Source organism: Bradyrhizobium sp. PSBB068, assembly GCA_016839165.1.
GTDB lineage: Bacteria > Pseudomonadota > Alphaproteobacteria > Rhizobiales > Xanthobacteraceae > Bradyrhizobium.
Genome location: CP069300.1, coordinates 2060478 through 2085472 on the forward strand (window position 1 = coordinate 2060478; position 24995 = coordinate 2085472).

22 protein-coding genes are annotated in these 24995 nt (G+C 65.1%); 12 read left to right on the top strand and 10 right to left on the bottom strand.

Annotation, left to right across the window (positions count from 1 at the left end):
* Positions 1–100 precede the first annotated feature (100 nt).
* Positions 101–1393 (top strand): IS4 family transposase, encoded by a 1293-nt coding sequence (locus tag JQ507_09595; protein ID QRI71700.1) that lies wholly within the window; start codon positions 101–103, stop codon positions 1391–1393.
* Positions 1394–1608: 215 nt separating this feature from the next.
* Complete coding sequence (gene ppc, locus JQ507_09600) at positions 1609–4416, top strand: phosphoenolpyruvate carboxylase (protein QRI73270.1); 2808 nt, start codon at positions 1609–1611, stop codon at positions 4414–4416.
* Between the two features lie 156 nt (positions 4417–4572).
* Here ppc and JQ507_09605 read toward each other — a convergent pair whose 3' ends face one another.
* The 4 genes from JQ507_09605 to JQ507_09620 form a co-directional block, all read right to left on the bottom strand.
* A complete protein-coding gene (locus JQ507_09605) occupies positions 4573–5685 on the bottom strand; it encodes an SMP-30/gluconolactonase/LRE family protein (GenBank protein QRI71701.1) in 1113 nt (370 codons plus the stop codon).
* 162 nt (positions 5686–5847) lie between these two features.
* A complete protein-coding gene (locus JQ507_09610; GenBank protein QRI71702.1) occupies positions 5848–6762 on the bottom strand; it encodes an SDR family oxidoreductase in 915 nt (304 codons plus the stop codon).
* Between the two features lie 153 nt (positions 6763–6915).
* Positions 6916–8055 (bottom strand): thiolase, encoded by a 1140-nt coding sequence (locus JQ507_09615; GenBank protein ID QRI71703.1) that lies wholly within the window; start codon positions 8053–8055, stop codon positions 6916–6918.
* 4 nt (positions 8056–8059) lie between these two features.
* Entirely contained in the window at positions 8060–8473 is a 414-nt protein-coding gene (locus JQ507_09620; GenBank protein QRI71704.1) for a Zn-ribbon domain-containing OB-fold protein, read from the bottom strand.
* Between the two features lie 243 nt (positions 8474–8716).
* On the opposite strand from JQ507_09620, the gene JQ507_09625 reads away from it, so the two are divergent.
* The 10 genes from JQ507_09625 (at position 8717) to JQ507_09670 (ending at position 18450) form a co-directional block, all read left to right on the top strand.
* The gene (locus JQ507_09625; GenBank protein ID QRI71705.1) at positions 8717–9964 is read left to right on the top strand and encodes an amino acid ABC transporter substrate-binding protein; all 1248 of its coding nucleotides are present in this window, start codon (positions 8717–8719) and stop codon (positions 9962–9964) included.
* A 45-nt stretch (positions 9965–10009) separates the two neighbouring features.
* Entirely contained in the window at positions 10010–10933 is a 924-nt protein-coding gene (locus JQ507_09630) for a branched-chain amino acid ABC transporter permease (GenBank protein QRI71706.1), read from the top strand.
* Positions 10926–11846, top strand: coding sequence for a branched-chain amino acid ABC transporter permease (locus tag JQ507_09635; GenBank protein QRI71707.1), 921 nt, complete (start codon positions 10926–10928; stop codon positions 11844–11846). The genes JQ507_09630 and JQ507_09635 overlap by 8 nt, the downstream gene beginning before the upstream one ends.
* Positions 11836–12564, top strand: a complete 729-nt coding sequence (locus tag JQ507_09640; GenBank protein ID QRI71708.1) for an ABC transporter ATP-binding protein — start codon at positions 11836–11838, stop codon at positions 12562–12564. Before JQ507_09635 ends, JQ507_09640 begins: the two co-directional genes overlap by 11 nt.
* Entirely contained in the window at positions 12554–13273 is a 720-nt protein-coding gene (locus JQ507_09645) for an ABC transporter ATP-binding protein (protein QRI71709.1), read from the top strand. Before JQ507_09640 ends, JQ507_09645 begins: the two co-directional genes overlap by 11 nt.
* A gap of 57 nt (positions 13274–13330) precedes the next feature.
* The gene (locus JQ507_09650) at positions 13331–14680 is read left to right on the top strand and encodes an amidase (protein ID QRI71710.1); all 1350 of its coding nucleotides are present in this window, start codon (positions 13331–13333) and stop codon (positions 14678–14680) included.
* Positions 14673–15359 (top strand): DUF2848 domain-containing protein, encoded by a 687-nt coding sequence (locus tag JQ507_09655; GenBank protein QRI71711.1) that lies wholly within the window; start codon positions 14673–14675, stop codon positions 15357–15359. The genes JQ507_09650 and JQ507_09655 overlap by 8 nt, the downstream gene beginning before the upstream one ends.
* A 252-nt stretch (positions 15360–15611) precedes the next feature.
* A complete protein-coding gene (locus tag JQ507_09660; protein ID QRI71712.1) occupies positions 15612–16355 on the top strand; it encodes a 2OG-Fe(II) oxygenase in 744 nt (247 codons plus the stop codon).
* Between the two features lie 10 nt (positions 16356–16365).
* A complete protein-coding gene (gene alkB / locus JQ507_09665; protein QRI71713.1) occupies positions 16366–17019 on the top strand; it encodes a DNA oxidative demethylase AlkB in 654 nt (217 codons plus the stop codon).
* 216 nt (positions 17020–17235) lie between these two features.
* Entirely contained in the window at positions 17236–18450 is a 1215-nt protein-coding gene (locus tag JQ507_09670; GenBank protein QRI71714.1) for an MFS transporter, read from the top strand.
* On the opposite strand, the gene JQ507_09675 is transcribed toward JQ507_09670, so the two are convergent.
* The 6 genes from JQ507_09675 to hpaH form a co-directional block, all read right to left on the bottom strand.
* Positions 18447–20075: a hypothetical protein gene (locus JQ507_09675; GenBank protein ID QRI71715.1), complete on the bottom strand. Its 1629-nt coding sequence runs from the start codon at positions 20073–20075 to the stop codon at positions 18447–18449. The genes JQ507_09670 and JQ507_09675 overlap by 4 nt on opposite strands.
* A gap of 24 nt (positions 20076–20099) precedes the next feature.
* Positions 20100–20972 (bottom strand): fumarylacetoacetate hydrolase family protein, encoded by an 873-nt coding sequence (locus tag JQ507_09680; GenBank protein QRI71716.1) that lies wholly within the window; start codon positions 20970–20972, stop codon positions 20100–20102.
* A gap of 154 nt (positions 20973–21126) precedes the next feature.
* Entirely contained in the window at positions 21127–22110 is a 984-nt protein-coding gene (gene hpaD, locus JQ507_09685; GenBank protein QRI71717.1) for a 3,4-dihydroxyphenylacetate 2,3-dioxygenase, read from the bottom strand.
* Positions 22111–22183: 73 nt separating this feature from the next.
* Positions 22184–23728: a 5-carboxymethyl-2-hydroxymuconate semialdehyde dehydrogenase gene (gene hpaE / locus JQ507_09690; protein QRI71718.1), complete on the bottom strand. Its 1545-nt coding sequence runs from the start codon at positions 23726–23728 to the stop codon at positions 22184–22186.
* Positions 23721–24119: a 5-carboxymethyl-2-hydroxymuconate Delta-isomerase gene (locus JQ507_09695; protein QRI71719.1), complete on the bottom strand. Its 399-nt coding sequence runs from the start codon at positions 24117–24119 to the stop codon at positions 23721–23723. The genes hpaE and JQ507_09695 overlap by 8 nt, the downstream gene beginning before the upstream one ends.
* A 21-nt stretch (positions 24120–24140) precedes the next feature.
* Positions 24141–24947: a 2-oxo-hepta-3-ene-1,7-dioic acid hydratase gene (gene hpaH / locus JQ507_09700; protein QRI71720.1), complete on the bottom strand. Its 807-nt coding sequence runs from the start codon at positions 24945–24947 to the stop codon at positions 24141–24143.
* Positions 24948–24995: the final 48 nt, after the last annotated feature.

Sequence of the window (24995 nt, forward strand, 5' to 3'; positions counted from 1 at the left end):
GCTTTGGCGGAGGTGTCGACATGCTGGCGCAAATTGACTGGTCATTAGGTCGGTTCGGGGATCTCCGCCTCGATAAAGGGGGGCGGCGCTCGTCGAATGCATGGTCGCGGGCAAGGATGTCTGCCTGCGACGGCTGGCAGGAGGCATGCGTGCCCGGGAGGTGCGCTTCAACCGCTTTCTCGGCAATGCCAAGGTGACGACGACGCGGATAATCGAAAGCTGGAGCGATGGTACGGTAATGGCGGCCGAAGGCCGCCATGTGCTGGCGATCCAGGATACCAGCGAGATCAATTTTGCCACCAAGGCACAAAACCGGCGTGGCTTGGGCGAGATCGGTCATGGCAACACCCGCGGGGTGTTGCTGCACCCGATGCTGGCCGCAGACGCGGAAAGCGGCTGCTGCCTTGGCCTGTTGCACGGCGAGATCTGGACCCGCCAGGGCCGCCGCACCGTCTCGCACGACAATCGCGATCTGAAGGACAAAGAATCGCAACGCTGGATCGCGACCGCTCTGGCAGCCAAGCCGCTGTTGGCGAAGGCTGCGATGGTGACCATGCTGGGCGACCGCGAGAGCGACATCTTCGCGCTCTACGCCTGCGCCGCAGAACACCAGTTCCACGTCATTGCCCGGAGCATGCATGATCGCAAGCTGGCGGATGGCTGTGGCCTGTATGCGGCCAGCGAGGCCATGACCAGCATCGAACAACGGACCATCGTATTGCCTGCGCGGGCACAACGGCCTGAGCGGGCTGCGCTTCTCGATCTGCGCTTCGGCGCCGTCGAACTGGCCCGACCGCAAACCAAGTTCCTGCGCCATCTGCCGAAAAGCCTACCCTTGATCCTGGTCGATGTGCGCGAGATCGAGCCGCAGGCCGGGATCGAGCCGCTGCACTGGCGGCTGCTCACCACGCATCCGGTGACGAATGCAGAAGAGGCCTGGCGCATTATCGAATGGTACAAGCGGCGGTGGCTGATCGAGCAGTTCTTCCGCATCTTGAAGACACAAGGCCTCAAGCTCGAAGACAGTCAGATCGGGACCGCCGAGCGGCTTCTCAAGCTGGTCGCGATCGCGGCCAAGGCGGCAGTCATCTCCCTTCAGCTTGTGCAGGCGCGCGATGGTCGCGACAACCAGTCTGTCCGAATTGCCTTCAATGCTGGGGAAGTCGCTACACTTGCCGCCCTCAATCGCAACCTCGAAGCCCAAAGCAAGCGGCTGAGAAACCCGCACCCGCCTGACAGCCTCGCTTGGGCCGCCTGGATTATCGGCCGGCTCGGCGGCTGGGACGGCTATCCATCGTCCAAACCGCCGGGCCCCATCACTATGAAACACGGCCTGCAATACTTCCACGCCGCAGCCGCTGGATGGTCCTTCAGAGATCTGTGCATGCCCTAGGGCGAAGGCCGGGACCCATACCGCGTGATCTATCGACGAAAGGCGTTGGCAGACACCTTCCGTATAACTATAGCCGGTGGTTATGGGTCCCGGCCTTCGCCGAGACGACGGCGGTGGTGCACCGCGCAAGTTCATCTTGCGCTGCGGCAAAAAAAGCGCACACTCGGGAGGAGCCGGGCAGCCTCTGGAGTAGCCACGCCATGTCTCCCCAGACTTTGCCTCCCCAAACCATGCCCTCCGAGACCGAAAACCGTGCCAGGCGCGCCGAGGAGGCCAGCCTCCTCGATAAGACGGCGCAGGAGGAGGACGCGCGGCTCCGGAACGACATCCGGCTGCTGGGGCGCGTCCTTGGCGACACCGTGCGGGACCAGGAGGGGGCCGACGTGTTCGACCTGGTCGAGCGGATCCGCCAGACCTCGGTCCGGTTCCACCGCGACGAGGACAAGCTGGCGCGGCGGGAGCTGGAAGGCATCCTCGACAGCATGTCGATCGCCGAGACACTGCGGATCGTCCGCGCCTTCAGCTATTTCTCCCACCTCGCCAACATCGCCGAGGACCAGAACAACATCCGCCAGATGCGCAGCCGCGGCCCGGGCGGGGCGCCGCGGCCGAGCACGCTGGAGCAGACGCTGGTCCATGCCCGACAGGCCGGCATCAGCCCGGCCGAACTGCGCAGCTTCTTCAAGAGCGCGCTGGTCAGTCCGGTACTGACCGCGCATCCGACTGAGGTCCGACGCAAGAGCACGATGGACCGCGAGATGGAGATCGCCGATCTGCTCGATCGCCGCGAGCGGTTGCAGATGACGCCGGACGAGAGCGAGGCCAGCGACGAGCAGCTTCGCCGCGCGGTCGTGACGCTGTGGCAGACCAATCTCTTGCGCCGGACCAAGCTGACCGTGCTCGACGAGGTCGCCAACGGCCTGTCGTTCTACGACTACACCTTCCTGCAGGAGGTGCCGCGGCTGCATTGCGCGCTGGAGGACCGGCTGAACAAGGAGGGTGGCGAGGCCGGTGAACTCGCCTCATTCCTCAAGATGGGAAGCTGGATCGGCGGCGACCGCGACGGCAATCCGTTCGTCACCGCAGAGGTGATGCGCGGCACGCTGCGGCTGCAGTCGAGCCGGGTGCTCAGCTTCTACCTCGAGGAGCTGCACGCGCTCGGTGCCGAGCTGTCGCTTGCGGCGCATCTTGCCGATATCTCGGAGGAGCTGCGGATCCTTGCCGAGCGTTCGCCCGACACCTCGCCGCATCGCAGCGGCGAGCCGTATCGCCTGGCAGTTTCCGGCATCTACGCGCGGTTGGCTGCCACTGCGATGCGGCTCGAGGTCGAGACCACAAGGCCACCGGTCGGCAAGGCCGAGCCCTATGCGACCGTCAGCGAGTTCCAGGCCGATCTCGATGTGCTCGACCGCTCGCTGATCGCGAACAATTCAGGCGTGATCGCGCGGGGCCGGCTGCGGCAGCTGCGGCGGGCGGTGGATTGCTTCGGCTTCCATCTGGCGCGGCTCGACATCCGCCAGAACTCGGCGGTGCACGAGCGCACCATCGCCGAGCTGTTCGATACCGCCAATCCCGGCATGTCGTATCTGGCGCTCGGCGAGGACGCCCGCGTCAATTTGCTGCTCGCGGAGCTGCGCAACGCGCGGCCGCTGGCCTCGCCGTTCGTCAAATATTCCGAGGAGACCCAAAGCGAGCTCGCGGTGTTCCGGGCCGCGGCCGAGGCGCATGCCAAATTCGGCCCCGAGGTGATCTCCCAGTGCATCATCTCGATGTGCAAGGGCATGTCCGACATGCTTGAGGTCGCGGTGCTCTTGAAGGAGGTCGGGCTGGTCAATCCGTCCGGCCGCAGCGCCGTCAACATCGTGCCGCTGTTCGAGACCATCGAGGACCTGCAGGCCTCGAGCGGCATCATGGACCGCATGCTGGTGCTGCACGACTACCGCAAGCTGGTCGACAGCCTTGGCAGCGTGCAGGAGGTGATGCTCGGCTATTCCGACAGCAACAAGGATGGCGGCTTCGTCACCTCGGGCTGGGAGCTCTACAAGGCCGAGATCGGCCTCGTCGAGGTGTTCGAGCGCCACGGCGTGCGGCTGAGGCTGTTTCATGGCCGCGGCGGCTCGGTCGGCCGCGGCGGTGGTCCGAGCTATGATGCGATCATCGCGCAGCCCGGCGGTGCGGTGAACGGCCAGATCCGCATCACCGAGCAGGGCGAGATCATCTCGTCGAAATATTCCAATGCCGAGGTCGGCCGCAGCAATCTGGAAATCCTCGCCGCGGCGACGCTGGAAACCAGCCTGCTGCAGCCGCGGCAGAGCGCGCCGCGCCCCGAATATCTGAGGGCGATGGAGGAGATTTCCGCGCTCGCCTTCAAGGCCTATCGCGGGCTCGTCTATGAGACCCCGGGGTTTGCCGATTACTTCTGGGGCTCGACCGTGATCAACGAGATCGCGACCTTGAACATCGGCAGCCGTCCGGCCTCACGCAAGAAGACCCGCGAGATCGAGGACCTGCGCGCCATTCCCTGGGTGTTCTCCTGGGCGCAATGCCGGCTGATGCTGCCCGGCTGGTACGGTTTCGGCGCGGCGGTCGAGACCTGGATATCGCAGCATCCGGAGCAGGGCATGCCGTTCCTGCAGGAGCTCTACAAGGAATGGCCGTTCTTCCGCACGCTGCTATCAAACATGGACATGGTGCTGGCCAAGAGCTCGATCGCGATCGCCTCGCGCTATGCCGAACTGGTGCCCGACGTCGCCCTGCGCGAGAAGATTTTTGGCCAGATCCGCCGCGAGTGGCATCTCGCGATCGAGACGTTGCTCGACATCATGGGCCACGACCGGCTGCTGCAGGGCAACCCGTTGCTGGAACGCGGCATCCGCAACCGCTTCCCCTACATGGATCCGCTCAACCACGTGCAGGTCGAGTTGTTGAAAGAGCATCGCGCGCAGAACCCGGACGAGCAGGTGCTGCGCGGGATTCAGATCACGATCAACGGCATTTCCGCGGGGTTGAGGAATAGCGGTTAGCCACTGAGGAAGAGCGACTAGCCTCAATGTCGTCCCGGCGAAAGCCGGGACCCGTAACCACAACTGGCCGTGTCGTGAACGGTTTGGGCCCCAGCCTTTTCGAGCAATCAACAGCGGTGCTAATGGGTCCCGGCCTACGCCGGGACGACGACAGCATCAGCAGTTGTGCGCGCCCCGTGTCTCCACATACACCGCGTAGAGCGACTGGCTCGCGGTCATGAACAGGCGGTTGCGCTTCTTGCCGCCGAAGGTGAGGTTGGCGCAGGTTTCCGGCAGCAGGATCTGGCCGATGCGTTGACCGTCGGGCGCGAACACCTGCACGCCGTCATAGCCCGGTCCGACCCAGCCGGCGCCGACCCAGATGTTGCCGTCGATGTCGACCCGCATGCCGTCCGGGAAGCCCGACTTGCCGTCCAGCGTCATGTCGATCAGCGTGCGCGGGTTGGACAGCTTGTCGCCGTTGAGGTCGTACTGCCAGACGATGTTCTTGGCGTTCGGATAATGCGTGATGCCGGTGTCGCAGACATAGACCTTCTTGTAGTCGTGGCTGAAGGCGATGCCGTTCGGTTTGAACGGCTCGTCCGCGACCTTGGTGATCTGGCCGGTGGACGCATCGATGCGGTAGACGGCTTCCTTCTGGTAGGGCTGGTTCGAGCCGGTGTTGGCGCGCTGGCCCTCATAGATCGAGATCGCGCCGTAGCCGGGATCGGTGAACCAGATCGACTTGTCGTTGGGATGGACGACCATGTCGTTCGGCCCGTTGAGCTGCTTGCCGCCCGCCTGCTCCGCCAATGAGGTGACGGTTCCGTCGTGCTCGTAGCGCACCAGCCGCGTGCGCTCGGCGGTGATCTGCCTTCCCTCGAAATCGAAGGTCGAGCCGTTGGCCTCGTTCGACGGCTTGTGGAACTGCTCGGAGATGTGGCCGTCATCGTCGAGATAGCGCAACTGCCGGTTGGCCGGAATGTCGCTCCACACCAGATACTGGCCCTGCGCGTTCCAGGCCGGGCCTTCCGCCCACAGGCAGCCGGTGTAGAGCCGCTTGATCGCGGTGTTGCCGACTTTGGCCTTGAAGCGCTTGTCGTCGATCACGACGATGTCGGGATCGGGATAACGCTGCGGCTCCGCATTGCGGCCGTAGTCGCGCGCGGATGCACCGGACGCCGCCATCGCCGTCGCAGCAAGCGCGGTTGCACCGCGCAAAATGGTTCGACGGTCGAACGCCTTCGTTCCGTCGGCCTCGTGTTGCTCTGTGTTGTTTGGATTTGTCACGAAGTCCTCCCAGGCTTTTTGTTATGGGGAGGACGATCATGCGCCCGCAATTCTGGCACAATGCGGGCACGCCATGAAAAAACAACCAAGGAGTGTGTCGCCCCCGCGGCTTCGCGGAGGCGACTTTTTCATAAAACTGTCAGATCGGATCAGATCGCAGGATCAGATCGGATCCCAGGTGAAGACATCCGCCGAGCGGTCGAGCGGGGAGAACGATGCCTTCAGCGCCGGCATGCCGTGTTCGGCAATGGTCTCCGGCGTCCAGCCTTCGCCGCGATGCACCGAGCGCACCGGACGATGCTGGCCGAACAGGAAGATCTCGTTCATGCGCACGCCGAAGATCTGTCCGGTGACGTCCTTGGCGGCGTCCGAAAGCAGGTAGGCGCAGACCGGCGCGATCTTCTCCGGGCCCATCTGCTTGATCTTCTCGACGCGCGCCTTCTGGGCGTCGGTCTCGGTCGGGATGGTGCCGATCATGCGGGTCCAGGCGAACGGCGAAACGCAGTTCGAGCGCACGTTGAAGCGGCCCATGTCGAGCGCGATCGACTTCGACAGCCCGACGATGCCGAGCTTGGCGGCGGCGTAGTTGGCCTGGCCGTAATTACCGATCAGGCCGGAGGTCGAGGTGAAGTGCACGAACGAGCCCTGTTCCTGCTCGCGATAGATCCGCGCCGCGGCGTGGCTGACATAGAACGAGCCCATCAGGTGCACCTTGATGACGGCCTCGAAGGCTTCCACGCTCATCTTGTGGAAGATCATGTCGCGCAGGATGCCGGCGTTGTTGACCACGCCGTCGAGCCGGCCGAAATGATCGGTCGCGGTCTTCACGATCCTGCTGGCCGGAATGGCTTCCGCCACCGACTCGAAATTGGCAACGGCGGTGCCGCCGCGCTTCTTGATCTCCTCGACCACCTCCTCGGCGGGGGCCGCGCTCGAGCCGCCGCCGTCGGCCGCGCCGCCGGGATCGTTGACCACGACCTTGGCGCCTTCCGCCGCACAGAGCAGCGCGATCTCGCGGCCGATGCCGCGGCCCGCGCCGGTGACGATGATGACTTTATCCTGCAGTGATTTTGCCATGTGGGTTCTCCGCTTTCGATTGCTCTCTTCGTCGTCATTCCGGGGCGCGCGAAGCGCGAGCCCGGAATCCATTTTGCCGCACGATGGATTCCCCGATGCGCAATTGCGCATCTGTGGCCTGCGCCTGACGGCGCATCCCGGAATGACGAATGACTATTTCTCGTTCGTAAAGATGATCGTGCCTGACGCAGCGAACATGCCGCCGACGCCGTGGCAGACCGAGATCTTGGCGTTCGGCACCTGCGCAGGTGCAATGCCGCGCATCTGCCGCACGCTCTCCTGCAATGCGTACATGCCGTACATGCCGGAGTGCATGTAGCTGAGGCCGCCGCCATTGGTGTTGAGCGGCAGCTTGCCGCCGGGGCGGGTGTTGCCGTCGGCGATGAACTTGCCGGTCTCCTCATGGGGCATGAAGCCGAGGTCGCCGAGGCCGTACAGCGGCAGGTGCGCGAAGGCGTCGTAGATCATCAGATGATCGACGTCCTTGTGGGTGATGCCGGCCTCCTTGAACGCCAGGGGACCTGCCACCTTGAAGGCGCGCGACGAGTCGAACGTCTTCATCTGGCTGACCATCGGCGTTTCGACGCTCTCGCCGGTGCCGAGGATGTAGACCGGCTTTTGCGGGAAATCCTTGGCGCGGTCGGCCGAGGTGAGGATCAGCGCGCCGCCGCCGTCGGTGACGAGGCAGCATTGCAGCAGCCGGAACGGATAGGCGATCATCCGCGAGTTCAGCACGTCGGCGACCGTGATCGGGTCCTTCATGGTCGCGCGCGGGTTCTTCGCCGCCCATTCGCGCTGCACAACGGCGACCATCGCGAGCTGTTCATGGGTGATGCCGTGCGTCTTCATGAAGCGCAGCACCGGGATCGGGAACATGCTCGGCGGCCCGTAGACGCCGAACGGCGATTCGAACTGCCCATTGAGGCTGTCGGGCGCGGTGAAGCGCGGCTGCTTGCCGATCATCGACTTGCCGCTCTCGGCATGGGTGATCAGCACGGTCTTGCACAGGCCGGCCTCGATCGCGGCGGCGGCGTGGCGGACATGCAGCATGAAGGAGCAGCCGCCGACCGAGGTGCCGTCGACCCAGGTCGGCGTGATGCCGAGATAGTGCGCCATCTGCTGCGGGGTCTCGACCGCGGTGGCGAAGCCGTCGATGTCCGACAGTTTCAGTCCGGCGTCCGCGATCGCATTCAGCGCCGCGTCCGCGTGCAGCTGGATCTGCGACATGTTGGGGATGACGCCGAGCTCGGTGGTTTCGGCCGCACCGACGACGGCAACCTGGTTCCTGCGCATCGCGTTACCCTTTCGCCGGACGGAACAGGGGAAGGGTGATCTTGTCGTCGAGCGCCTCGAAGGCGACCTCGAGCGGCATGTCGAGCTCGAGCGCTTCCGGCGTCTGCGGGCAATCGATGATGTTGCTCATCATGCGCGGACCTTCGTCGAGCTCGACGATGGCGATCGCGTAAGGCGGCGTGAAGCCGGGTGCGGCGGGACGATGATTGATGACGTAGCTGTACAGCTTGCCCTTGCCGCTGGCCTTGAATACCGAGACCTTGCGCGAGGCGCAGGACGGGCAGAACGGCCGCGGCGGAAAGTAGACATTGGCGCAGGCGTCGCAGCGCTGCAGGCGCAACTCGCCGGCCTTGGTGCCGTCCCAGAAATGCTGGGTCTCAGGTGTCGGTTTTGGTTTCGCGCGCGCTGGCTCGGCCATGGCTGATGTTTCCTCCCGAAGTCGTTCCGGTCTTGATGCGCCATCGGACCGAGGCCCGTCAACGGTCCATCCATGCCCTGCGCAGCGGCCTGTGTCCGGCGCATGCCGCATATTCCGCCCCTCGCACAATTGCTAAGGCTGCGATGCTTGTGTCGCCTCGATCCGGCGCGTAGAAGGGCCGCGTCCAACACGGCTCCAAGATACGTTCGAGACACGTCCAAGATACCCGGGAGGAATAATATCATGCTGAGGATCATCGGCGCGGCACTCGCTGCCAGCCTCGCATTTGCCGCGCAGGCAATCGCCGCCGACGCACCGTCGGAGATCAAGATCGGCACGCTGTACGCGTCCTCCGGGCGCTACGCCTCGATCTCGATGCCGGTCTACAGCTCGCTGAAATTGTGGGTCGAGCAGAAGAACGCCGAGGGCGGCGTCTTCGTGAAGGCGTTCGACAAGAAGATCCCGATAAAGCTGGTCTCCTATGACGACCAGAGCAACACCGCGACCGCCTCGACGCTCTATAACCAGCTGATCACCCAGGATAAGGTCGATCTCCTGGTCGCCGATTCCGGATCGGTGCTGACGGCGCCCGCGGTCGCGATCGCGCGCGATCACAAGATGTTCCTGTTCGACCAGACCGGCACCGGCGCGAGCTTCTTCTCCAAGGACAATCCTTATATCGCGCTGATGGCCGACCCGGTGTCGACGATCTGGCCGAAGCCGGTCGCCGACTTCATCAGCCATGACGGCCCTGGCCTCGGCATCAAGAAGGTCGCGATCCTCTACGCGACCAACGAATTCACCGGCACCCAGGCCAATGCGTTCCGCAAGTTCGTCAAGGATTCCGGCGCGCCGATCGAGATCGTCTACGACCAGGGCGTTCCGACCGAGACCACCAACTACAACGTCATCATCAACAACATCAGCAAGACCAATCCCGATGCGGTGATCCATTTCGGCTATGCGCCGAACGACATCGCCTTCCTGCGCAACGTCCAGGATGTCGGCACCAAGTTCAAGATGCTGTTCGCGATCTATGCCGGCCTCGAGACCGAGCTGCTGGAGAAGAATGTCGGCGCCAAGGGGCTGGAGCACATCTGGACCTATGTGCCGCCGTCCGAGCTGGATTATCCGGTCAATTTCGGGATGACCATGAAGGATTTCCGCGAAGCCTGGCTGAAGAAATACAACGACGGCAAGATGGAGTTCGGCTTCAACGCGGTGGCCGGCTACACCACGGCGCTGGTGATCGAGAAGACGCTCTCGGTTGCGACCAGCCTCGACCAGATGGAGCTGCGCCGCGCGGTGTTCTCGCTCAGCGGCCAGCTCAAGACCCTGGACGGCACCTTCGCGCTGGACGAGACCGGCGGCCAGATCGGCGAACTGACGCCGCTCGGTCAGCTCACGGTCGACGAGCACGACCACATCAAGTTCGTCTCGATCTACCCGCACGAGACCGCCACCGGCAAGCCGATCTATCCGGCGCCGTGATGCAGTCTGAAGCGGCAGGCGTAACCTTCGGCGGCGAGCGCTAGCATGACCTATGCGCTCGTTGCCGGCGTGCTGTTCGGGCTGTATTTCAGCCTGGTCGGCATCGGTCTCAACCTCGTGTTCGGCGTCATGCGCATCGTCAACCTTGCGCATGGCGACATCCTGATGCTCGGCGCCTTCATCGCCTTCGGCGTGGTCGGCATCGCCGGGATCGATCCGCTGTTCGCGGTGCCGCTGGCCTTCGTGGTCTTCGTGCTCGCCGGCGTGCTGCTTTACTGGGTGCTGGTGCCGCGGCTGCAAGGCTCGGCCAATCCGGAAATGCTGTCGATCATCCTGTTCTTCGGCCTGTCGCAGGTGATCGAGGCGGTGACCACGATCTTCGCCGGCACCAGCGAACGCTCGATCCAGAGCCGGCTGCTCGGCACCGTATTCTCGACCATCAAGGTCAAGCTGTTCGGCGGCAAGCCGGGCGGGACAGGGCCGATCCAGATCTTCGGCCAGGGCTTTCCCGCGCCGTGGGTGATCGCGGCGATCACGAGCCTCGTCGCGATCGGGCTCGTCTACCTCTATCTCTACCACACGCGGCTCGGCACCCTGACCCGCGCGGTGATGTCGCGCCGTGACGAGGCCCTGGCGACCGGCATCGATGTCGATCGCGTCTCGGCTGCGGCGTTCGGGATCGGGCTCGGCATCGCGGCGGTTGCCGGCGTGTTCGCGCCCTTCATGTTCGGCTCGGTGACGCCGGCGTTCGGCGCCGATGCGACGGTGACGTCGTTTGCCATCGTCGTGCTCGGTTCGCTCGGCAATCCCTTAGGGACGGCGCTCGGCGGTGTCGTCTATGGCCTCTGCTACATGCTGGTGCAGACCTATCTCAGTTCCTGGGCCGACTTGCTGCCCTATGTGTTGTTGATCGTGATCCTGTTGTTGCGCCCGAGCGGTCTGCTCGGAAGGCGGGTGCGCGTTGCATAACGCCTCGAAACACCTGCTGTTCATCCTGGCGCCGCTGGTGGTGGTGTTCGCACTGCTGCCCGGCGTCTATCAAAACCATCTGCTGCTGTTCAACTTCGTGATCTTCCTGATCCTCGCGCAGGGCGTGAACATCATCTATGGCTTCACCGGCTATCTGCCGTTCGGCTATGTCGGCTTCTTCGGGGCCGGCGCCTACGGCTTCGCCATCATGGTGATGCATCTGCAGACGCCGGCGCCGCTCGCGGTGCTGGTCGGCGGCCTTGTTGCGGTCGCGCTCGGCCTGTTGCTGACGCCGCTGCTGCGGCTGTCGGGGGCGTATTTCGCGATCGCCAATCTCGCGGCCTCGCTCGCGGTGCTGCACTTCGTCGCCAACCCCGCGCTGGAGGGGATCACCAAGGGCCCGTACGGCGTGTCGCTCACCGGCACCTTCAACCCGACCCACGCCTACTACGCCGCCGTGGTGGTGATGGCGCTGACAGTCGGCGCGGTGGTGTATCTGAAGAACTCGCCGTTCGGGCTTGCATTGCAGGCCGTGCGCGAGGATGCGGTGTCGGCCTCGATGGCCGGCGTCAACATCATCAAGATGCGGGTGATCGCCTGGCTCGCCTCGGCGCTGGTCGCCGGTCTCGCCGGCGGCATCTACGCCTGGTACGTCTCGGTGTTCTATCCCGACAACGTGTTCTCCGGCGAGTTCTCGATCTTCGCGATCGTGTTCGCGCTGTTCGGCGGCGTTGCCACCATCACCGGACCGATCGTCGGCGTGCTGATCCTCTATGGCATCTACAACCTGATCGGCTTCACCACGCCGCAATATTTCCAGCTGATCTATGGCCTGTTGATCATGGGACTGGTGCTGTTCCTGCCCGCAGGGCTGGTGTCGCTGGCAACCCGCAGGGGGTGGCATGTCCCCTGAGAAAACCCCGATCCTCAAGGTCTCGAAGCTGGTCAAGCGCTTCGGCGGCTTCCACGCGCTCGACGGCCTGAGCTTCCACGTCGTGCCCGGCGAGATACTCGGCCTGGTCGGCCCGAACGGTTCCGGCAAGACCACGGCGATCAACGTCATCTCCGGTCTCTATGCGCCCGACGGCGGCGAGGTCGTGTTCGACAATGTCTCATCCGGCGGCGTCGCCTCGCACAAGCTGGTCCACCGCGGCATCAACCGCACCTTTCAGGTGCCGAAGCCGTTCCTGTCGCTCACGGTACGCGAGAACATCCAGGTGGCGCTGGCCTATGGCGGTGCCACCGGGGCGCCCGCGATCGCCGAACTGCTTGAGGATTTCAGGCTGAAGGAGGTCGCCGACCGTCCCGCCGCCGATCTCAACAGCGCGCAGCAGAAGATGCTCGATCTCACCCGCGCGCTGGCGACGCGGCCGCGGCTGCTGCTGCTCGACGAACTCGCGGCCGGCCTCAACCCGGCGGAGCTCGACTGGATTGCGGGCCGCATCAAGGCGCTGGCCGCGACCGGCATGGCGATCATCGTGGTCGAGCATCTGATGGGCTTCATCGAACAGATCACCGACCGCGTCATCGTGCTCAACGCGGGCAAGGAGATCTTTGAAGGCACGCTTGCCAGCGCGGTGCGCGAGCCGCAGGTGATTGAAGTGTTCCTGGGAGGCGAGCATGCCCACTGATGCAGCTTCGCTTCTCGACGCCAGGGGCGTCGATGCCGGCTACGGCACCATGCAGGTGTTGTGGGGCGTCGATCTCGACGTCCGCCCCGGCGAGACCGTGCTGCTGCTCGGCGCCAACGGCGCGGGCAAGACCACCTTCCTGAAATCGCTGGTCGGCCTGATCGAAGCCCGCAGCGGCCACATCAGGCTCGGCGGCGAGGACATCACGAAGATGCGATCGTCGGATCGCATGAAGCGCGGCATGACCTACATGTCGGAGCTTGCGGTATTTCCCGATCTGTCGATCGAGGAGAACATCCGCGTCGGCGCGCAGGCGCTCGGCCATGCCAATCCGGGTGCGCGGGTCGACGAACTCTACGGCCTGTTTCCGGTGCTGCGCGACAAGCGCCGCGATCCGGCCTCCAGCCTGTCCGGCGGCCAGCGCAAGATGCTCGGCATCGCCAAGGCGCTGTCGGCCGAGCCGAAGCTCTTGGTCATGGACGAGCCCTCGGCCGGGCTGTCGCCGCTGTTCGTCAAGGAGGTGCTGCGGGCCCTGTCGAGCCTGCAGGGCCGCGGATTGGCACTCTTGATTGCCGAGCAAAATATCGGTTTTCTAGAGATTGCCACCCGCGTATTCGTGCTGGAAGGCGGACGCATCCGCTTCTCCGGCACGGTTGCCGAGATGAGCGGCAATGAAGAGCTGCACCGCGCCTATTTCGGACTGAAGTGACCCGGATCGGCGCAGGCTATTCGGGCGACAACGAGCCCCAACTGTGAAGTGAAAGCCATGCCGAACAACCCGACGCTCGCCTCCCTTGCCGCCGATCTCGCCAGCGGCGCGACCTCCGCCCGCAAGCTCGTCGAGCAATGCATCGCCAGGATCGCCGATCCCACAGGCGAGGGCCAGCGCACCTTCATCCATGTCGATCGCGAGGCGGCGCTGGAAGCCGCCGATGCGATGGACCGGCTGCGCAAGGCCAACGCCGCGCCGTCGCCGTTTGCCGGCATTCCCATCTCGATCAAGGACCTGTTCGACATCAAGGGGCAGGTGACGCGCGCAGGCTCCCGGGCGCTGGAGGATTCCGCGCCGGCGGAGGCCGATGCGCCCGCCGTGGCGCGGCTCAAGCGCGCCGGCTTCATCGTGATCGGACGCACCAACATGACCGAGTTCGCCTATTCGGGCATCGGCATCAATCCGCATTTCGGCACGCCGAAGAGCGCCTGGAACCGGAGCGTCGGCCATGTGCCCGGCGGCTCGTCCTCGGGGGCTGCGGTCTCGATCGCCGACGGCATGGCGTTCGGTGCGCTCGGCACCGATACCGGCGGCTCCTGCCGGATCCCGGCCGCCTTCAACGGCATCGTCGGCTACAAGCCGACGCAGCGCCGGATTCCGCTTGCCGGCGGCGTGCCGCTGTCGTTCACCCTGGACAGCTATGGCCCGCTGGCCAATTCGGTGGCCTGCTGCGCCGCGCTCGATGCCGTGCTGGCCGACGAGCCGGTGACGCCGATCGCGCCGCGCCCGGTCAAGGGCATGCGGCTCGCGGTGCCGACTACGGTCGCGCTCGACGATCTCGACGATGCCGTCGCAAAGACCTTCGAGCGTGCACTGGCTTCGTTGTCGCGCGCCGGCGCCTTGATCGAACGCATCGAGGTGCCTGAATTGCTCGATGTCGGCGTGATGAATACCAAAGGCGGGTTCTCCGCGGCCGAGAGTTATGCCTGGCACCGCTTCCTGCTGGCGAGCAAGGGCGACATCTACGATCCGCGCGTCGCCGTCCGCATCCAGCGCGGCGAAGGCTTTCCGGCGGCCGACTATATCGACCTCATCAACGCGCGGCGCTCGTTCATCGCCCGCACCGAGGCGCGGATTGCGCCCTTTGATGCGATGGTGCTGCCGACCACCGCGAACCTGCCGCCGACCATTGCCAGCCTCGCCGACGACAAGGCGTTCGCCACCGAGAATTTGCGCGCGCTGCGCAATCCTTCGCTGATCAACGTGCTCGATGGCTGCGCCATCTCGCTGCCCGCGCATCGCCAGGGCGAAGCGCCGGTCGGCCTGATGCTCGCCGCCGCGGGCGGTTCGGATCGCCGCATCTTCGAGCTTGCGGCCGGAATGGAGACCGTCATCCGTGTTTGATCTCACCTTCAATGTCGACGATAAGGGCGTGGCAACACCGCTCACGCTGGAAATCCGGCAAGCCGTGATCGCCGGCTGGACCGGCCGTGATCCGGTGGCGCGCGACAAGCACATCGCCGAGCTCGAGGCGCTCGGCATCGCCCGGCCCGCGACGACGCCGATCTATTACCGCTGCTCGGCGCGCCGGCTTACCTTCGCGGATGCGATCGAGGTCTGCGGCGAGGAGTCGAGCGGCGAGGTCGAGTTCGTGCTGATCGGCTGGCAGGGCCGCATCTTCGTCGGCTGCGGCTCCGACCATACCGACCGCAAGGTCGAGAGCTACAGCGTCACCGTCTCGAAGCAGATGTGCGACAAGCCTGTCGCGTCCGAGCTCTGGGAGCTCGAGGATGTCATCGGCCACTGGGACCAGCTGATCCTGCGCTCCTGGGCCACGATCGGCGGCCAGCGCGTGCTCTACCAGGAAGGCACCCTCGATCACATGCTGCCGGTGAACGACCTGATCGCGCGCGGCTTCGATGGCGGCAAGCTGCCCGACGGTTGCGCCATGTTCGGCGGCACCTTCGCCGCCAAGGGCGGCATCCGACCGGCCAGCCGCTTCGAGTTCGAGCTGGAAGACCCGGTGCTGAAGCGCAAGATCAGCCACGGCTACGACGTGGTGACGCTGCCGGTGCGGGGCTAAATAGCTTCTGCGCGTGCGTTCATAGATCGGACCGATACTCTCTCCACGCGTCGTCCCGGCGAAGGCCGGGACGCATAACCACAAATGGTGATTGTGGAGCGATGCTGTGGCCCCAGCCTTCGCCAAACGCGAAGCGGTGGTTATGGGTCCCGGCCTTCGCCGGGACGACGGGGGAGCTTGGGGCGCTGTCCCGGATATTACCCGCCGGAAATCGGGTGGCGCGGGCCGCGATCATCGGCCAGATTCCGCCCCATGACAGCAACAGCCAAAACCCTCACCCGCGCATCCACCAACAGCCTCGCCCGCATCGACGGACTCCCCTGGGACCAGATCACGGCCGACCTCGACGGGCAGGGCTGCGCCGTCCTCAATGGTCTGCTGACACCAGCGGAATGTGATGCCATCGCCGCGCTGTATCCCGACGACAGCCGGTTCCGTAGCCGGGTCGTGATGGGCCGCCACGGCTTTGGCCGCGGCGAGTACAAATATTTTTCCTATCCGCTGCCGGACCTGATCGCGGAGCTGCGGCCGGCGCTGTATGCGCGGCTGACCGCGACCGCCAATCGCTGGAACCAGACGATGGGGATCGAGATCAGCTATCCCCCGTCGCACACCGCGTTCCTCAAACGCTGTCATGACGCCGGGCAGACGCGGCCGACGCCGCTGCTGCTGCAATATGGCGACGGCGACTACAACTGCCTGCACCAGGACCTCTATGGCGAGCACGTGTTTCCGATCCAGGTCGCGATCCTGCTGTCGCAGCCGGGGCGCGATTTCACCGGCGGCGAGTTCGTGCTGACCGAGCAGCGGCCGCGGATGCAGTCGCGGCCCGAGGTGGTGCCGCTGACCAAGGGCGATGCGGTGGCGTTTGCCGTGCATCATCGTCCGGTGCAGGGGACGCGCGGGCCGTATCGTGTCAATCTGCGCCACGGCGTCAGCCGGATCAGGTCCGGCCATCGTCACACCGTCGGTGTGATCTTCCACGACGCGAAGTGAGTGCGAGAGAGTGGCCGCTGATCTGTTCGAGAGCATCGGCGATGCGAGGCCGCCGCGCGAGACGATCGCGGACGGTGCAGTGCTGTTGCGTGGCTTCGTCCGGCCGTTCGAGGCTGAACTCATTCCCGCTTTGCGCGCGATCGTGAAGCAGGCGCCGTTCCGCCATCTGATCACGCCGGGCGGCCACCGGATGTCGGTCGCGATGACCAATTGCGGCAGCGTCGGCTGGGTCTCCGATCCCAGCGGCTATCGCTACGATCCGATCGATCCTGATACGGGGCTGAATTGGCCTGTCATGCCGGAGGTGCTGCGCAGGCTGGCCGCCGCTGCCGCTGATGAGGCCGGCTTCACCGGCTTCACCCCGGAGGCGTGTCTGATCAATCGCTACGTGCCCGGTGCAAAACTGTCGCTGCATCAGGACAAGGACGAGCTCGATTACGGCGCGCCGATCGTCTCGATCTCGCTCGGGCTGCCGGCGACCTTCCTGTTCGGAGGTCTCAAACGCAGCGACACCCCGCGTCGCTATCGGCTCGAACATGGCGACGTCGCGGTGTGGGGCGGGCCGTCACGGTTATTTTATCACGGTGTGGCGCCGCTTGCCGACGGCGAGCACGGCGTGCTCGGCCGCCAGCGGATCAATCTGACCTTCCGCAAGGTGCGCTAGCCATTGCGCGGCGGCGGGCGGCTGCGCAATTTCGGAATAATGGAAATGTGCCACTGAGTTGCCCGACGTGTCAAGTGCCTTTCCGAGTGCCGGCGGAACGCCTGCTGCTTTGCATGGGGTTGTTTTCGATATTTTTGGCAGCGCGTAGCTTTGCTTGGTCGCTTCAGCCAGGCTGAAGGCCTCCCGCAAAGAGGAGAGCTGGTCTAAACTCTGCATATGACCACCAGGGCCGACCGCGCGATCAACCGCACCGGCGTCTATCTCGCCGTGCTGCAACTCGTGTTCACGCTGGGCTGGACCACCTACCTGATCTACCTGCCCAAGCTGTGCGCCGAAGTTGGCATCGCGCCTTCAACTGTTATCCTGATCCTGATGATGGACCAGGCCATCTTCACCATCACGGATACGGCGATGGGCATGGCAGCCGACAGGATCTCGATCCTGGTCGGCCGTCTCGGCCTGTTCGTCGGCATCCTCGCCGCGATCTCCTGCGCCGCCTTCATCGCGCTGCCATACGTCGCCGGCACCGGGCCGGGCGCAAAGGTCTGGCTGATCGCCTTGATCGTGATCTGGGCTGCCGCATCGTCGGCCTTGCGCGCGCCGCCATTGACGCTGCTGGGGAAGTATCGCGCGCAACCTTCCGTCCCGTTCCTCGCCGCGCTGGCGATGCTCGGCTACGGCATTGCCGGCGCGGTGTCGCCCTATCTCGGCGTCGTGCTGCGCGATCATGATGCGCGGCTGCCGTTCGTGCTGTCGGGTGCCGTGCTACTGTTGACCGCGCTGGCGTTCTCAGGGATCGAGCGCCGCGTCGCCGCGGAGGTGCAGCCGGAGCGGCTTGCGTCGCCGGCAAGGCGGCTTGGAACGGTGCCGATGTTGATGATCGCCTCGATGGTGCTGCTCTCGCTCGGCTATCAATTGCACTTCAACATCAACAGTGCGCCGTTCTATCTGCGTTTCGCCAAATCGGACGATCTGCAATGGTTGATGCCGGTGTTCTGGATCGGCTTCAACATCGCGATGTTTCCGGCGAGCATCGTCGTCAAGCACCGTGGCGGGCTGATCGTGATGGGCGCAGCGGGGCTGCTCGGTGCCTTCGCCATCGTCGCCGCGGAGATCGCCGGCAGCCTCAACGTCCTGATCGTGGCGCAGTTCATGGCGGGAGCTGCCTGGGGCTGCATGCTGATGAGCGCGGTGTCGGCCGCGCTTGCGATCGGCGAGACCGGCGCCGAAGGCAAGGTGACGGGCCTCGTGTTCTCGGCGCTCGCGCTTGCGACCTTCGCGCGGATGACCGCGGTCGCCGGCGGCCTGCAGAAGCTGCCTGATTATGCGCCGCTGGTGCACTGGGCGCCGGTCGCCTGCTGGTCGGTCGCCGGCGCCGGCCTGCTCGTGATCGCCGCGTCGCGGCTGCAACGCGGCGTGAAGAGCGTTTAGTTGTTTCTTGCCGGATGAATGAACGCCCAGGGAGAGACCTCGGAATCGGTCGGCACTTCCACCGAGATCACATATGGGCCGCCATCGGCCAGTGCCTTCTCCAGCACCGGGCGGAAGTGATCGGGCGAGGTGACGCGTGCGGCCCCGACGCCGAAGGATTCGGCGAGCTTGACGAAGTCGGGATTGACCAGGTCGGAGGCGACGACGCGGCCGTCGAAGCGCTCGCGCTGGTCGCGGCGGACATTGCCATAGGCGTTGTTGTTGAACACCAGCGTCACCACGCCGATCTTGAACTGCACCGCGGTGGCGAGCTCCTGGACGCCGAACATGAAGCCGCCGTCGCCCGTGATCGCGACCACCGGCTTGTCGGGGTTGGCGACCTTGGTGCCGAGCGCGGTCGGGAAGCCCGAACCGAGCGTGCCCTGATAGCCCGAGGTGACGAAGGTGCGCGGCTCATAGATCGGGAAACCGTACCAGGAGGCGAAGCCGACTTGCGACAACTCGTCGGTGACGATGGCGTTCGCCGGCAGCACCTCGCGCAGGATCTTCAGATAGGCCATCTGCGGCTGGATGCGCTGGATCTCCTGCTCGGTCGCTGCGGTCGCTTCGCGGATCGCAGCACGGCGGCCTGAGGTCTTGCTGTAGCCGACCTTGCGCACGGCGGCGACGAGATCGGCGGTGCCGGCCCTGGCGTCGGCGATCACGCCGGCGTCGGCCGGCCAGCGCCGCAGCTCGACCGGATCGATGTCGATGCGCACGCATTTCAGCCCGGCCGGCTGATAAGGCCAGCGCGACATCGTCGGCAGCTCCATGCGGGTGCCGATGCCGATCATCAGGTCGGTCTTGGGCCACAGCTTGTAGGCCGACGCCATGGTGAGCCCGAGCTCATGCGCGTTGGAGACGATGCCGCGGCCGCTGCGGAAGGCGACGACAGGCGCGTCGATCATCTCGGCCAGCTCGAGGATCTCCTCGCGCGCCTCGATGGCGCCGCTGCCGACGAAGATCATCGGCGCCTTGCTGCCGGCGATCAGATCGGCGGCCTGCTTGATGCGGTCGGGATCGGGCTGCGGCGCCGGCAATGGGTCGAACGGCTTGACGGCTGCGACCTGGGTGCGCTGGGTGAAGACATCCCACGGCATCTCCAGCGACGCGGGACCGCGCCGGCCCGACAGCATCTCCTGGAACGCGCGCGACACCAGCGCGGGCGCATTGTCGGGATATTCGATCCGGTCGGCCCATTTCACGAAGGTGCGCAGCGTCGCGAGCTGGTCCGGCATCTCGTGCAGATGGCCGCGGCCCTTGCCCAGGAATTGCGTCGGCACCTGGCCGGTGAGGCACAGCACCGGCTCGTTGCAGCCGAACGCGGTGAGCAGCGCCGCCGAGGCGTTGAGCACGCCGGGGCCCGGCACCACGCTGAACACGCCGGGTTTGCCGGAAGAGCGGGCATAGCCGAACGCCATGTAGCCGCAGGCCTGCTCGTGGCGGGCGCCGATCACCTTGAGCTGCGCCTGATGGAAAGCATCGAACAGGCCATAGATCTGCGCGCCGGGCAGGCCGAACACGGTGTCGACGCCGTGAGCGACGAGGCCGTTGACGATCGCTTCGCCACCGGATGTTGAGGTCATGGCACTGTCCACTTGCTTGCGGGGTTAGTTGGCTTCGTCGACGACGCTGTTGCGCAGGATGCCGACGCCTTCGGCCTCGACCTCGACGACATCGCCGGGCTTCAGATAGCGCGGCGGATCGAACCGCGCCCCCGCGCCGGTCGGCGTTCCCGTGACGATGATGTCGCCGGGAACCAGCGTCGTGAAGGTCGAGATGTAGTTGATGAGGTAGCGGAAGCCGAAGATCAAGCGCGAGGTGCGGTCGTCCTGCCTGACTTCACCGTTGACGCGCGTGGTCAGACGGACATCGGCGATCTGCGCTTCGTTTGTATAAGGCACGATCCACGGGCCGAGACTGCCGGTGGAATCGAAGTTCTTGCCTTGGGTGACGTTGAATTTGGCGTGGCGTACCCAGTCGCGGATGGTGCCTTCGTTGCAGAGCGTGATCGCGGCGATGTGATCGAGCGCGGCGCCTTCCGCAATGTGCCGGCCGGCCTTGCCGATCACCAGCACCAGCTCGCCCTCATAGTCGAGCTGCGGCGAGGCCCGCGGCCGCACCACCGGCGTGTTGTGGCCGACGAACGAGCGCGGCACCCGCAGGAACATGCTCGGGTATTTCGGTGCGTCCGAGCCGTCCTTGTACTCGGCATTGCGGTCCGGATAGTTGACGCCGATGCAGATGATCTTGTCCGGCGCCGGGATCGGCGGCTGCCAGGCAACCGCGTCGAGCGCGTGGTCGGGCGATCGCTTGGCGGCGTCCTCCACGAGCTTGGTTAGCGCGCCGGCGGCAATCGCCTCGCGCAACGTCGGATAGTCCTTGGCGAAGCGTGACGAGAGATCGACGATGCCATTGTCAGTCACGACACCGTAGCGGGTGGCACCGTCGATGGAATAGGTGGCGAGGCGAGGGGCGGGCATCAGCAATCCATTCGTTGGTGTCGTCCCGGCGAAAGCCGGGACCCATACTCCGCGGCCATTAAAAGGGGCACGCGGCCAGACATTCGTTCAGCGACTCAATTCAGTGGTTATGGGTCCCTGCTTTCGCAGGGACGACGAGTAGATGAAGGCGTGACTAGTCCGCAACCAGCACGTCGGCGACGAAGCGCGGCTCGCGCACCGCTTGGCCGGCGAAGGTCGAACCTTCCTCGAACCAGGAGCGCGGCGCCGGCGCGCCCCACAGCGTCTGGCGGCGCGGATCGCGCAGCGACCAGCGCAGCGGCTCATGGTCGTGATCGCCGGTGAAATAGTCGCTGGTGTAGAGCTCGATGCGATGGCCGTCGGGATCGCGGATATAGAGGAAGAAGGCGTTGGAGATGCCGTGCCGGCCCGGGCCGCGCTCGATGTTCTTGAGGAAGCCGGAAGACGCCATCACGTCGCAGAGATGCACGATGTTCATCGCGGTCGGCACCCAATAGGCGATATGGTGCAGGCGGGGACCACGGCCGTTGGTGATGGCGAAGTCGTGGACGTTGCCCTTGCGGTGCATCCAGGCGGCCGCGATGCGGCCGTTGTCGCCGTCCTCCTCGGCATATTCGGTGAGGCGGAAGCCGAGCCGGGCGTAGAAATCGACGGTGTCCTGCACTTCGGCGGCGAACACGTTGAAATGGTCGAGCCGCTGCGGATGGCAGCCCTTGTAGAGATCGTAGCGCCGCAACAGATGCGGACGCTTCTCCATCGTGGCGTAGAGCTCGATCTGGAAGCCGAACGGATCGGTGAACTGCAGCGTGCGGCCCTGGAACGGCTGCTCGACGAAGGCGTAGCTGATGCCGTTTTCGGAGCAGAAGGCGGCGGCCTTGTCGAGGTCGCCGTCATTGCCGACCTTGAAGCCGAGCCGGTTGCAGGCGGCCTTCGCCGCCTTGCGCAGCACCACCGAGTGATGCTGGTGCTCCTCGCTGGCGCGCAGATACACCGACTTGTCGTCGCGGTCCTCGATGTGGAGGCCGACGGTCTTCTCGTAGAAGGCGGCGCTCTTGTCGAGATCCGTAACGTCGAGCACCGCGTGGCTGCAGCGGATGATGTTGAACGGCGGATCGAAAACGTGGGTCGGAGCGGGCATCGGTGTTTCCTCAATTTTGTGGTCCGTCATTCCGGGCTCGCCGCCAAGCGTCGCCCCGCAATGACAGTGCTGGTTAAATTCCCAGTTTCTGGATCTTGTGCGTCCCGCGCGCGAGCGAGACGTGCTTGGTTTCCATATAGAAGTCGAACGAGTAGTCGCCGCCGTCGCGGCCGATGCCGGACGACTTCATGCCGCCGAACGGGGTCGGCAGGTGGCGGACGTTTTCCGAGTTGAGCCAGATCATGCCGGCTTCCAGCGCATCCGCGACGCGCAGCGCGCGGCCCATCTCGCCGGTCCAGACATAGCCGGTCAGGCCGTATTGCACGCCGTTGGCGATCTCGATGGCCTCTCGCTCGTCCTTGAACGGGATCACGGTCAGGAACGGGCCGAACACCTCTTCCTGCGCGACGCGCATGTTCGCGTTGGCACCGGTGACCAGCGTCGGCTGCACATAATGGCCGCCGCCGGGGCCGTCATGCGGCTTGCCGCCGACCGCGATCGTGGCGCCATCCTTTTTGGCGACATCGAAATAGCTGCACACCTTGGCGAGGTGCCGCTCATGGATCAGCGGCCCGATCTCGGTCGCGGGATCGAGGGGATGGCCGACCTTCAGCGCCTTGACGCGCGCGGTCAGCTTCTCGACGAACTTGCCGGCAATGCTCTCCTGAACCAGCAGCCGGCTCGACGAGGTGCAGCGTTCGCCATTGAGCGAGTAGATCATGAACACGACGGCATCGAGCGCGCGGTCGAGATCGGCGTCGTCGAACACGATCACCGGGTTCTTGCCGCCGAGTTCGAAATGCACCCGCTTCAAGGTAGGCGCGCCCTGCGCCATGATCGCCGAGCCCGTCGCGCTTTCGCCGACGAAGCCGATCGCCTTGATGGCGGGGTGCTCTGTCAGCGCCTTGCCGGCCTCTTCGCCGAAGCCGTGCACGGTGTTGAGCACGCCGTCGGGGAGGCCGGCCTGCTTGGCGAGCTTGACCAGCATGTCAGCCGTCACCGGCGACCATTCCGCCGGCTTGTGCACCACGGTGCAGCCGGCGGCCAGCGCGGGCGCAATCTTCCAGGTCGAGAGCATGAACGGCGTATTCCACGGCGTGATCACGCCGACCGGTCCGATCGGCACCCGGGTCGAGATATTCCAGTGCTCATCAGAGGGCGTGTTGAGGCCGTCGCGGGCCTCGCCGCATTTGTCGGCGAAGAAGCGGAAATTCTCCGCCGCTCGGATCGCGGCCTTGGCCATGAAGCGGTGCGCCTGGCCGGTATCGATGCATTCGAGCACGGCGATGTCGTCGGCGCGCTCCTCGATCGCATCAGCGACGCGGTGCAAAAGCTTGCGGCGCTGTGCCGCCGGCATGTCGCGCCAGGCCTTGAAAGCTTTGGCTGCCGCGGTTGCGGCACGGTCGATATCCTCGGCATTGCCGCGTGCGACCGTCGCCAGCACCGCACCATCGACCGGCGATTTGGTCTCGAAGGTCTGGCCGGAAGCCGCCGGAACGACCTTGCCGTCGATCACGTTGCCGATGCCATCGGCCTTCAACTTCGCGAGCAGGGGACCGGCGCGATCGCGGTTGGCCTGGAACACGTCGGCTGACGATTTCGCTGTCGCTTTATCCATTGACCGTCTCCACCTTCAGTGCGTCGTGGATGTTGTTGCGTTTCCAGCTGGTTTCTTTGTCGTTGATCTGCATGTCGAACGACAGAGCGAACTTGCTGTTGGCGAATACCGGATCGAGATGGGCCGATAGCGCCTTGAAGATGTGTTCGCCGGCCCGCTTGCGGGTGGCGAGGTCGCGGCCTTCACCGAGCCGCAGCACCATGTCGAGGAAGCCGTAAGTCTTACGGCCGTCGGCGATCGCGTAATGCTCGCACCTGACGGCGCGAACACGGATGCCGCCGAGCGGGAAGATGCCGGTCTCGACCGCGGCCTTGCGGACCATCTCGACCGTGGCGCCCATGTCGACGAGGCCGTCGAGATTGGCGGAGTATTCAATTGTGAAATGCGGCATGCAGCGCTCCTGCTGAGTGCGTCAGGCGAAGTAGCAGCTCACGGAACCATAAGGTCCGTAATCGGCCTGGATGGTGTCGCCCTTGCGGGTCTCGATCGGGCGGATGAACGAGCCCGCCAGCACGATTTGACCGGCCTCCAGCGCCAGCCCGTTCGGCGCGATCTTGTTGGCGAGCCACGCCACCGCGGTCGCCGGATGATTCAACACGCCAGCGGCGAGACCGGTTTCCTCGAGCTGGCCGTTGCGGAAGCAGAGCGCACCGATCCAGCGCAGATCGGCCTCCAGCGGGCGGATCGGCCGGCCGCCGAGCACGATGCCGGCATTGGCGGCGTTGTCGGCGATGGTGTCGAAGATCTTGCGCGTCGCCTTGGTCTCGGGATCGACGCGCTCGACCCGCGTATCCAGGATCTCCAGCGCCGGCACCACGAAGTCGGTGGCGTTGAGCACGTCGAACAATGTGCAGTTCGGCCCGGCCAGGCGGTGCTTCATCACGAAGGCAAGCTCGGCCTCGACGCGGGTTGCGATGAAGCGATCGGTCGGCACCAGGCCGCCATCGGCAAAGAACATGTCGTCGAGCAGGATGCCGGAATCGGGCTCGTCGATATTGAGCGCGCTCTGCATCGCCTTCGAGGTCAGGCCGATCTTGTGGCCCTTGACGATGCGCCCCTGCGTCACCTTCATCTCGACCCAGGCCTTCTGAATCGCGTAGGCGTCTTCGAGGGTGATGCGGGGGTATTCCAGCGATAGCTGGCGGATTTGCTTGCGGGTCTTTTCCGCGTTGTCGAGCCGCTCGGCGGCAGCGCGGATATCGTCCTTGGAGAGTGCCATGCGTGCTACACAAAAATGGATGCCGGGAAATGATTAACATGTTAAGTG

Bases quoted from the DNA above. Each gene is read 5' to 3' on its own strand.
- JQ507_09615 (QRI71703.1), bottom strand. From the start codon at position 8,055: ATGCGCAGGAACCAGGTTGCCGTCGTCGGTGCGGCCGAAACCACCGAG.
- JQ507_09660 (QRI71712.1), top strand. From the start codon at position 15,612: ATGACAGCAACAGCCAAAACCCTCACCCGCGCATCCACCAACAGCCTC.
- JQ507_09630 (QRI71706.1), top strand. From the start codon at position 10,010: ATGACCTATGCGCTCGTTGCCGGCGTGCTGTTCGGGCTGTATTTCAGC.
- JQ507_09695 (QRI71719.1), bottom strand. From the start codon at position 24,119: ATGCCGCATTTCACAATTGAATACTCCGCCAATCTCGACGGCCTCGTC.
- JQ507_09645 (QRI71709.1), top strand. From the start codon at position 12,554: ATGCCCACTGATGCAGCTTCGCTTCTCGACGCCAGGGGCGTCGATGCC.
- JQ507_09620 (QRI71704.1), bottom strand. From the start codon at position 8,473: ATGGCCGAGCCAGCGCGCGCGAAACCAAAACCGACACCTGAGACCCAG.
- JQ507_09680 (QRI71716.1), bottom strand. From the start codon at position 20,972: ATGCCCGCCCCTCGCCTCGCCACCTATTCCATCGACGGTGCCACCCGC.
- JQ507_09610 (QRI71702.1), bottom strand. From the start codon at position 6,762: ATGGCAAAATCACTGCAGGATAAAGTCATCATCGTCACCGGCGCGGGC.
- hpaH (QRI71720.1), bottom strand. From the start codon at position 24,947: ATGGCACTCTCCAAGGACGATATCCGCGCTGCCGCCGAGCGGCTCGAC.
- hpaE (QRI71718.1), bottom strand. From the start codon at position 23,728: ATGGATAAAGCGACAGCGAAATCGTCAGCCGACGTGTTCCAGGCCAAC.
- JQ507_09675 (QRI71715.1), bottom strand. From the start codon at position 20,075: ATGACCTCAACATCCGGTGGCGAAGCGATCGTCAACGGCCTCGTCGCT.
- JQ507_09640 (QRI71708.1), top strand. From the start codon at position 11,836: ATGTCCCCTGAGAAAACCCCGATCCTCAAGGTCTCGAAGCTGGTCAAG.
- JQ507_09670 (QRI71714.1), top strand. From the start codon at position 17,236: ATGACCACCAGGGCCGACCGCGCGATCAACCGCACCGGCGTCTATCTC.
- JQ507_09595 (QRI71700.1), top strand. From the start codon at position 101: ATGGTCGCGGGCAAGGATGTCTGCCTGCGACGGCTGGCAGGAGGCATG.
- hpaD (QRI71717.1), bottom strand. From the start codon at position 22,110: ATGCCCGCTCCGACCCACGTTTTCGATCCGCCGTTCAACATCATCCGC.
- JQ507_09650 (QRI71710.1), top strand. From the start codon at position 13,331: ATGCCGAACAACCCGACGCTCGCCTCCCTTGCCGCCGATCTCGCCAGC.
- JQ507_09625 (QRI71705.1), top strand. From the start codon at position 8,717: ATGCTGAGGATCATCGGCGCGGCACTCGCTGCCAGCCTCGCATTTGCC.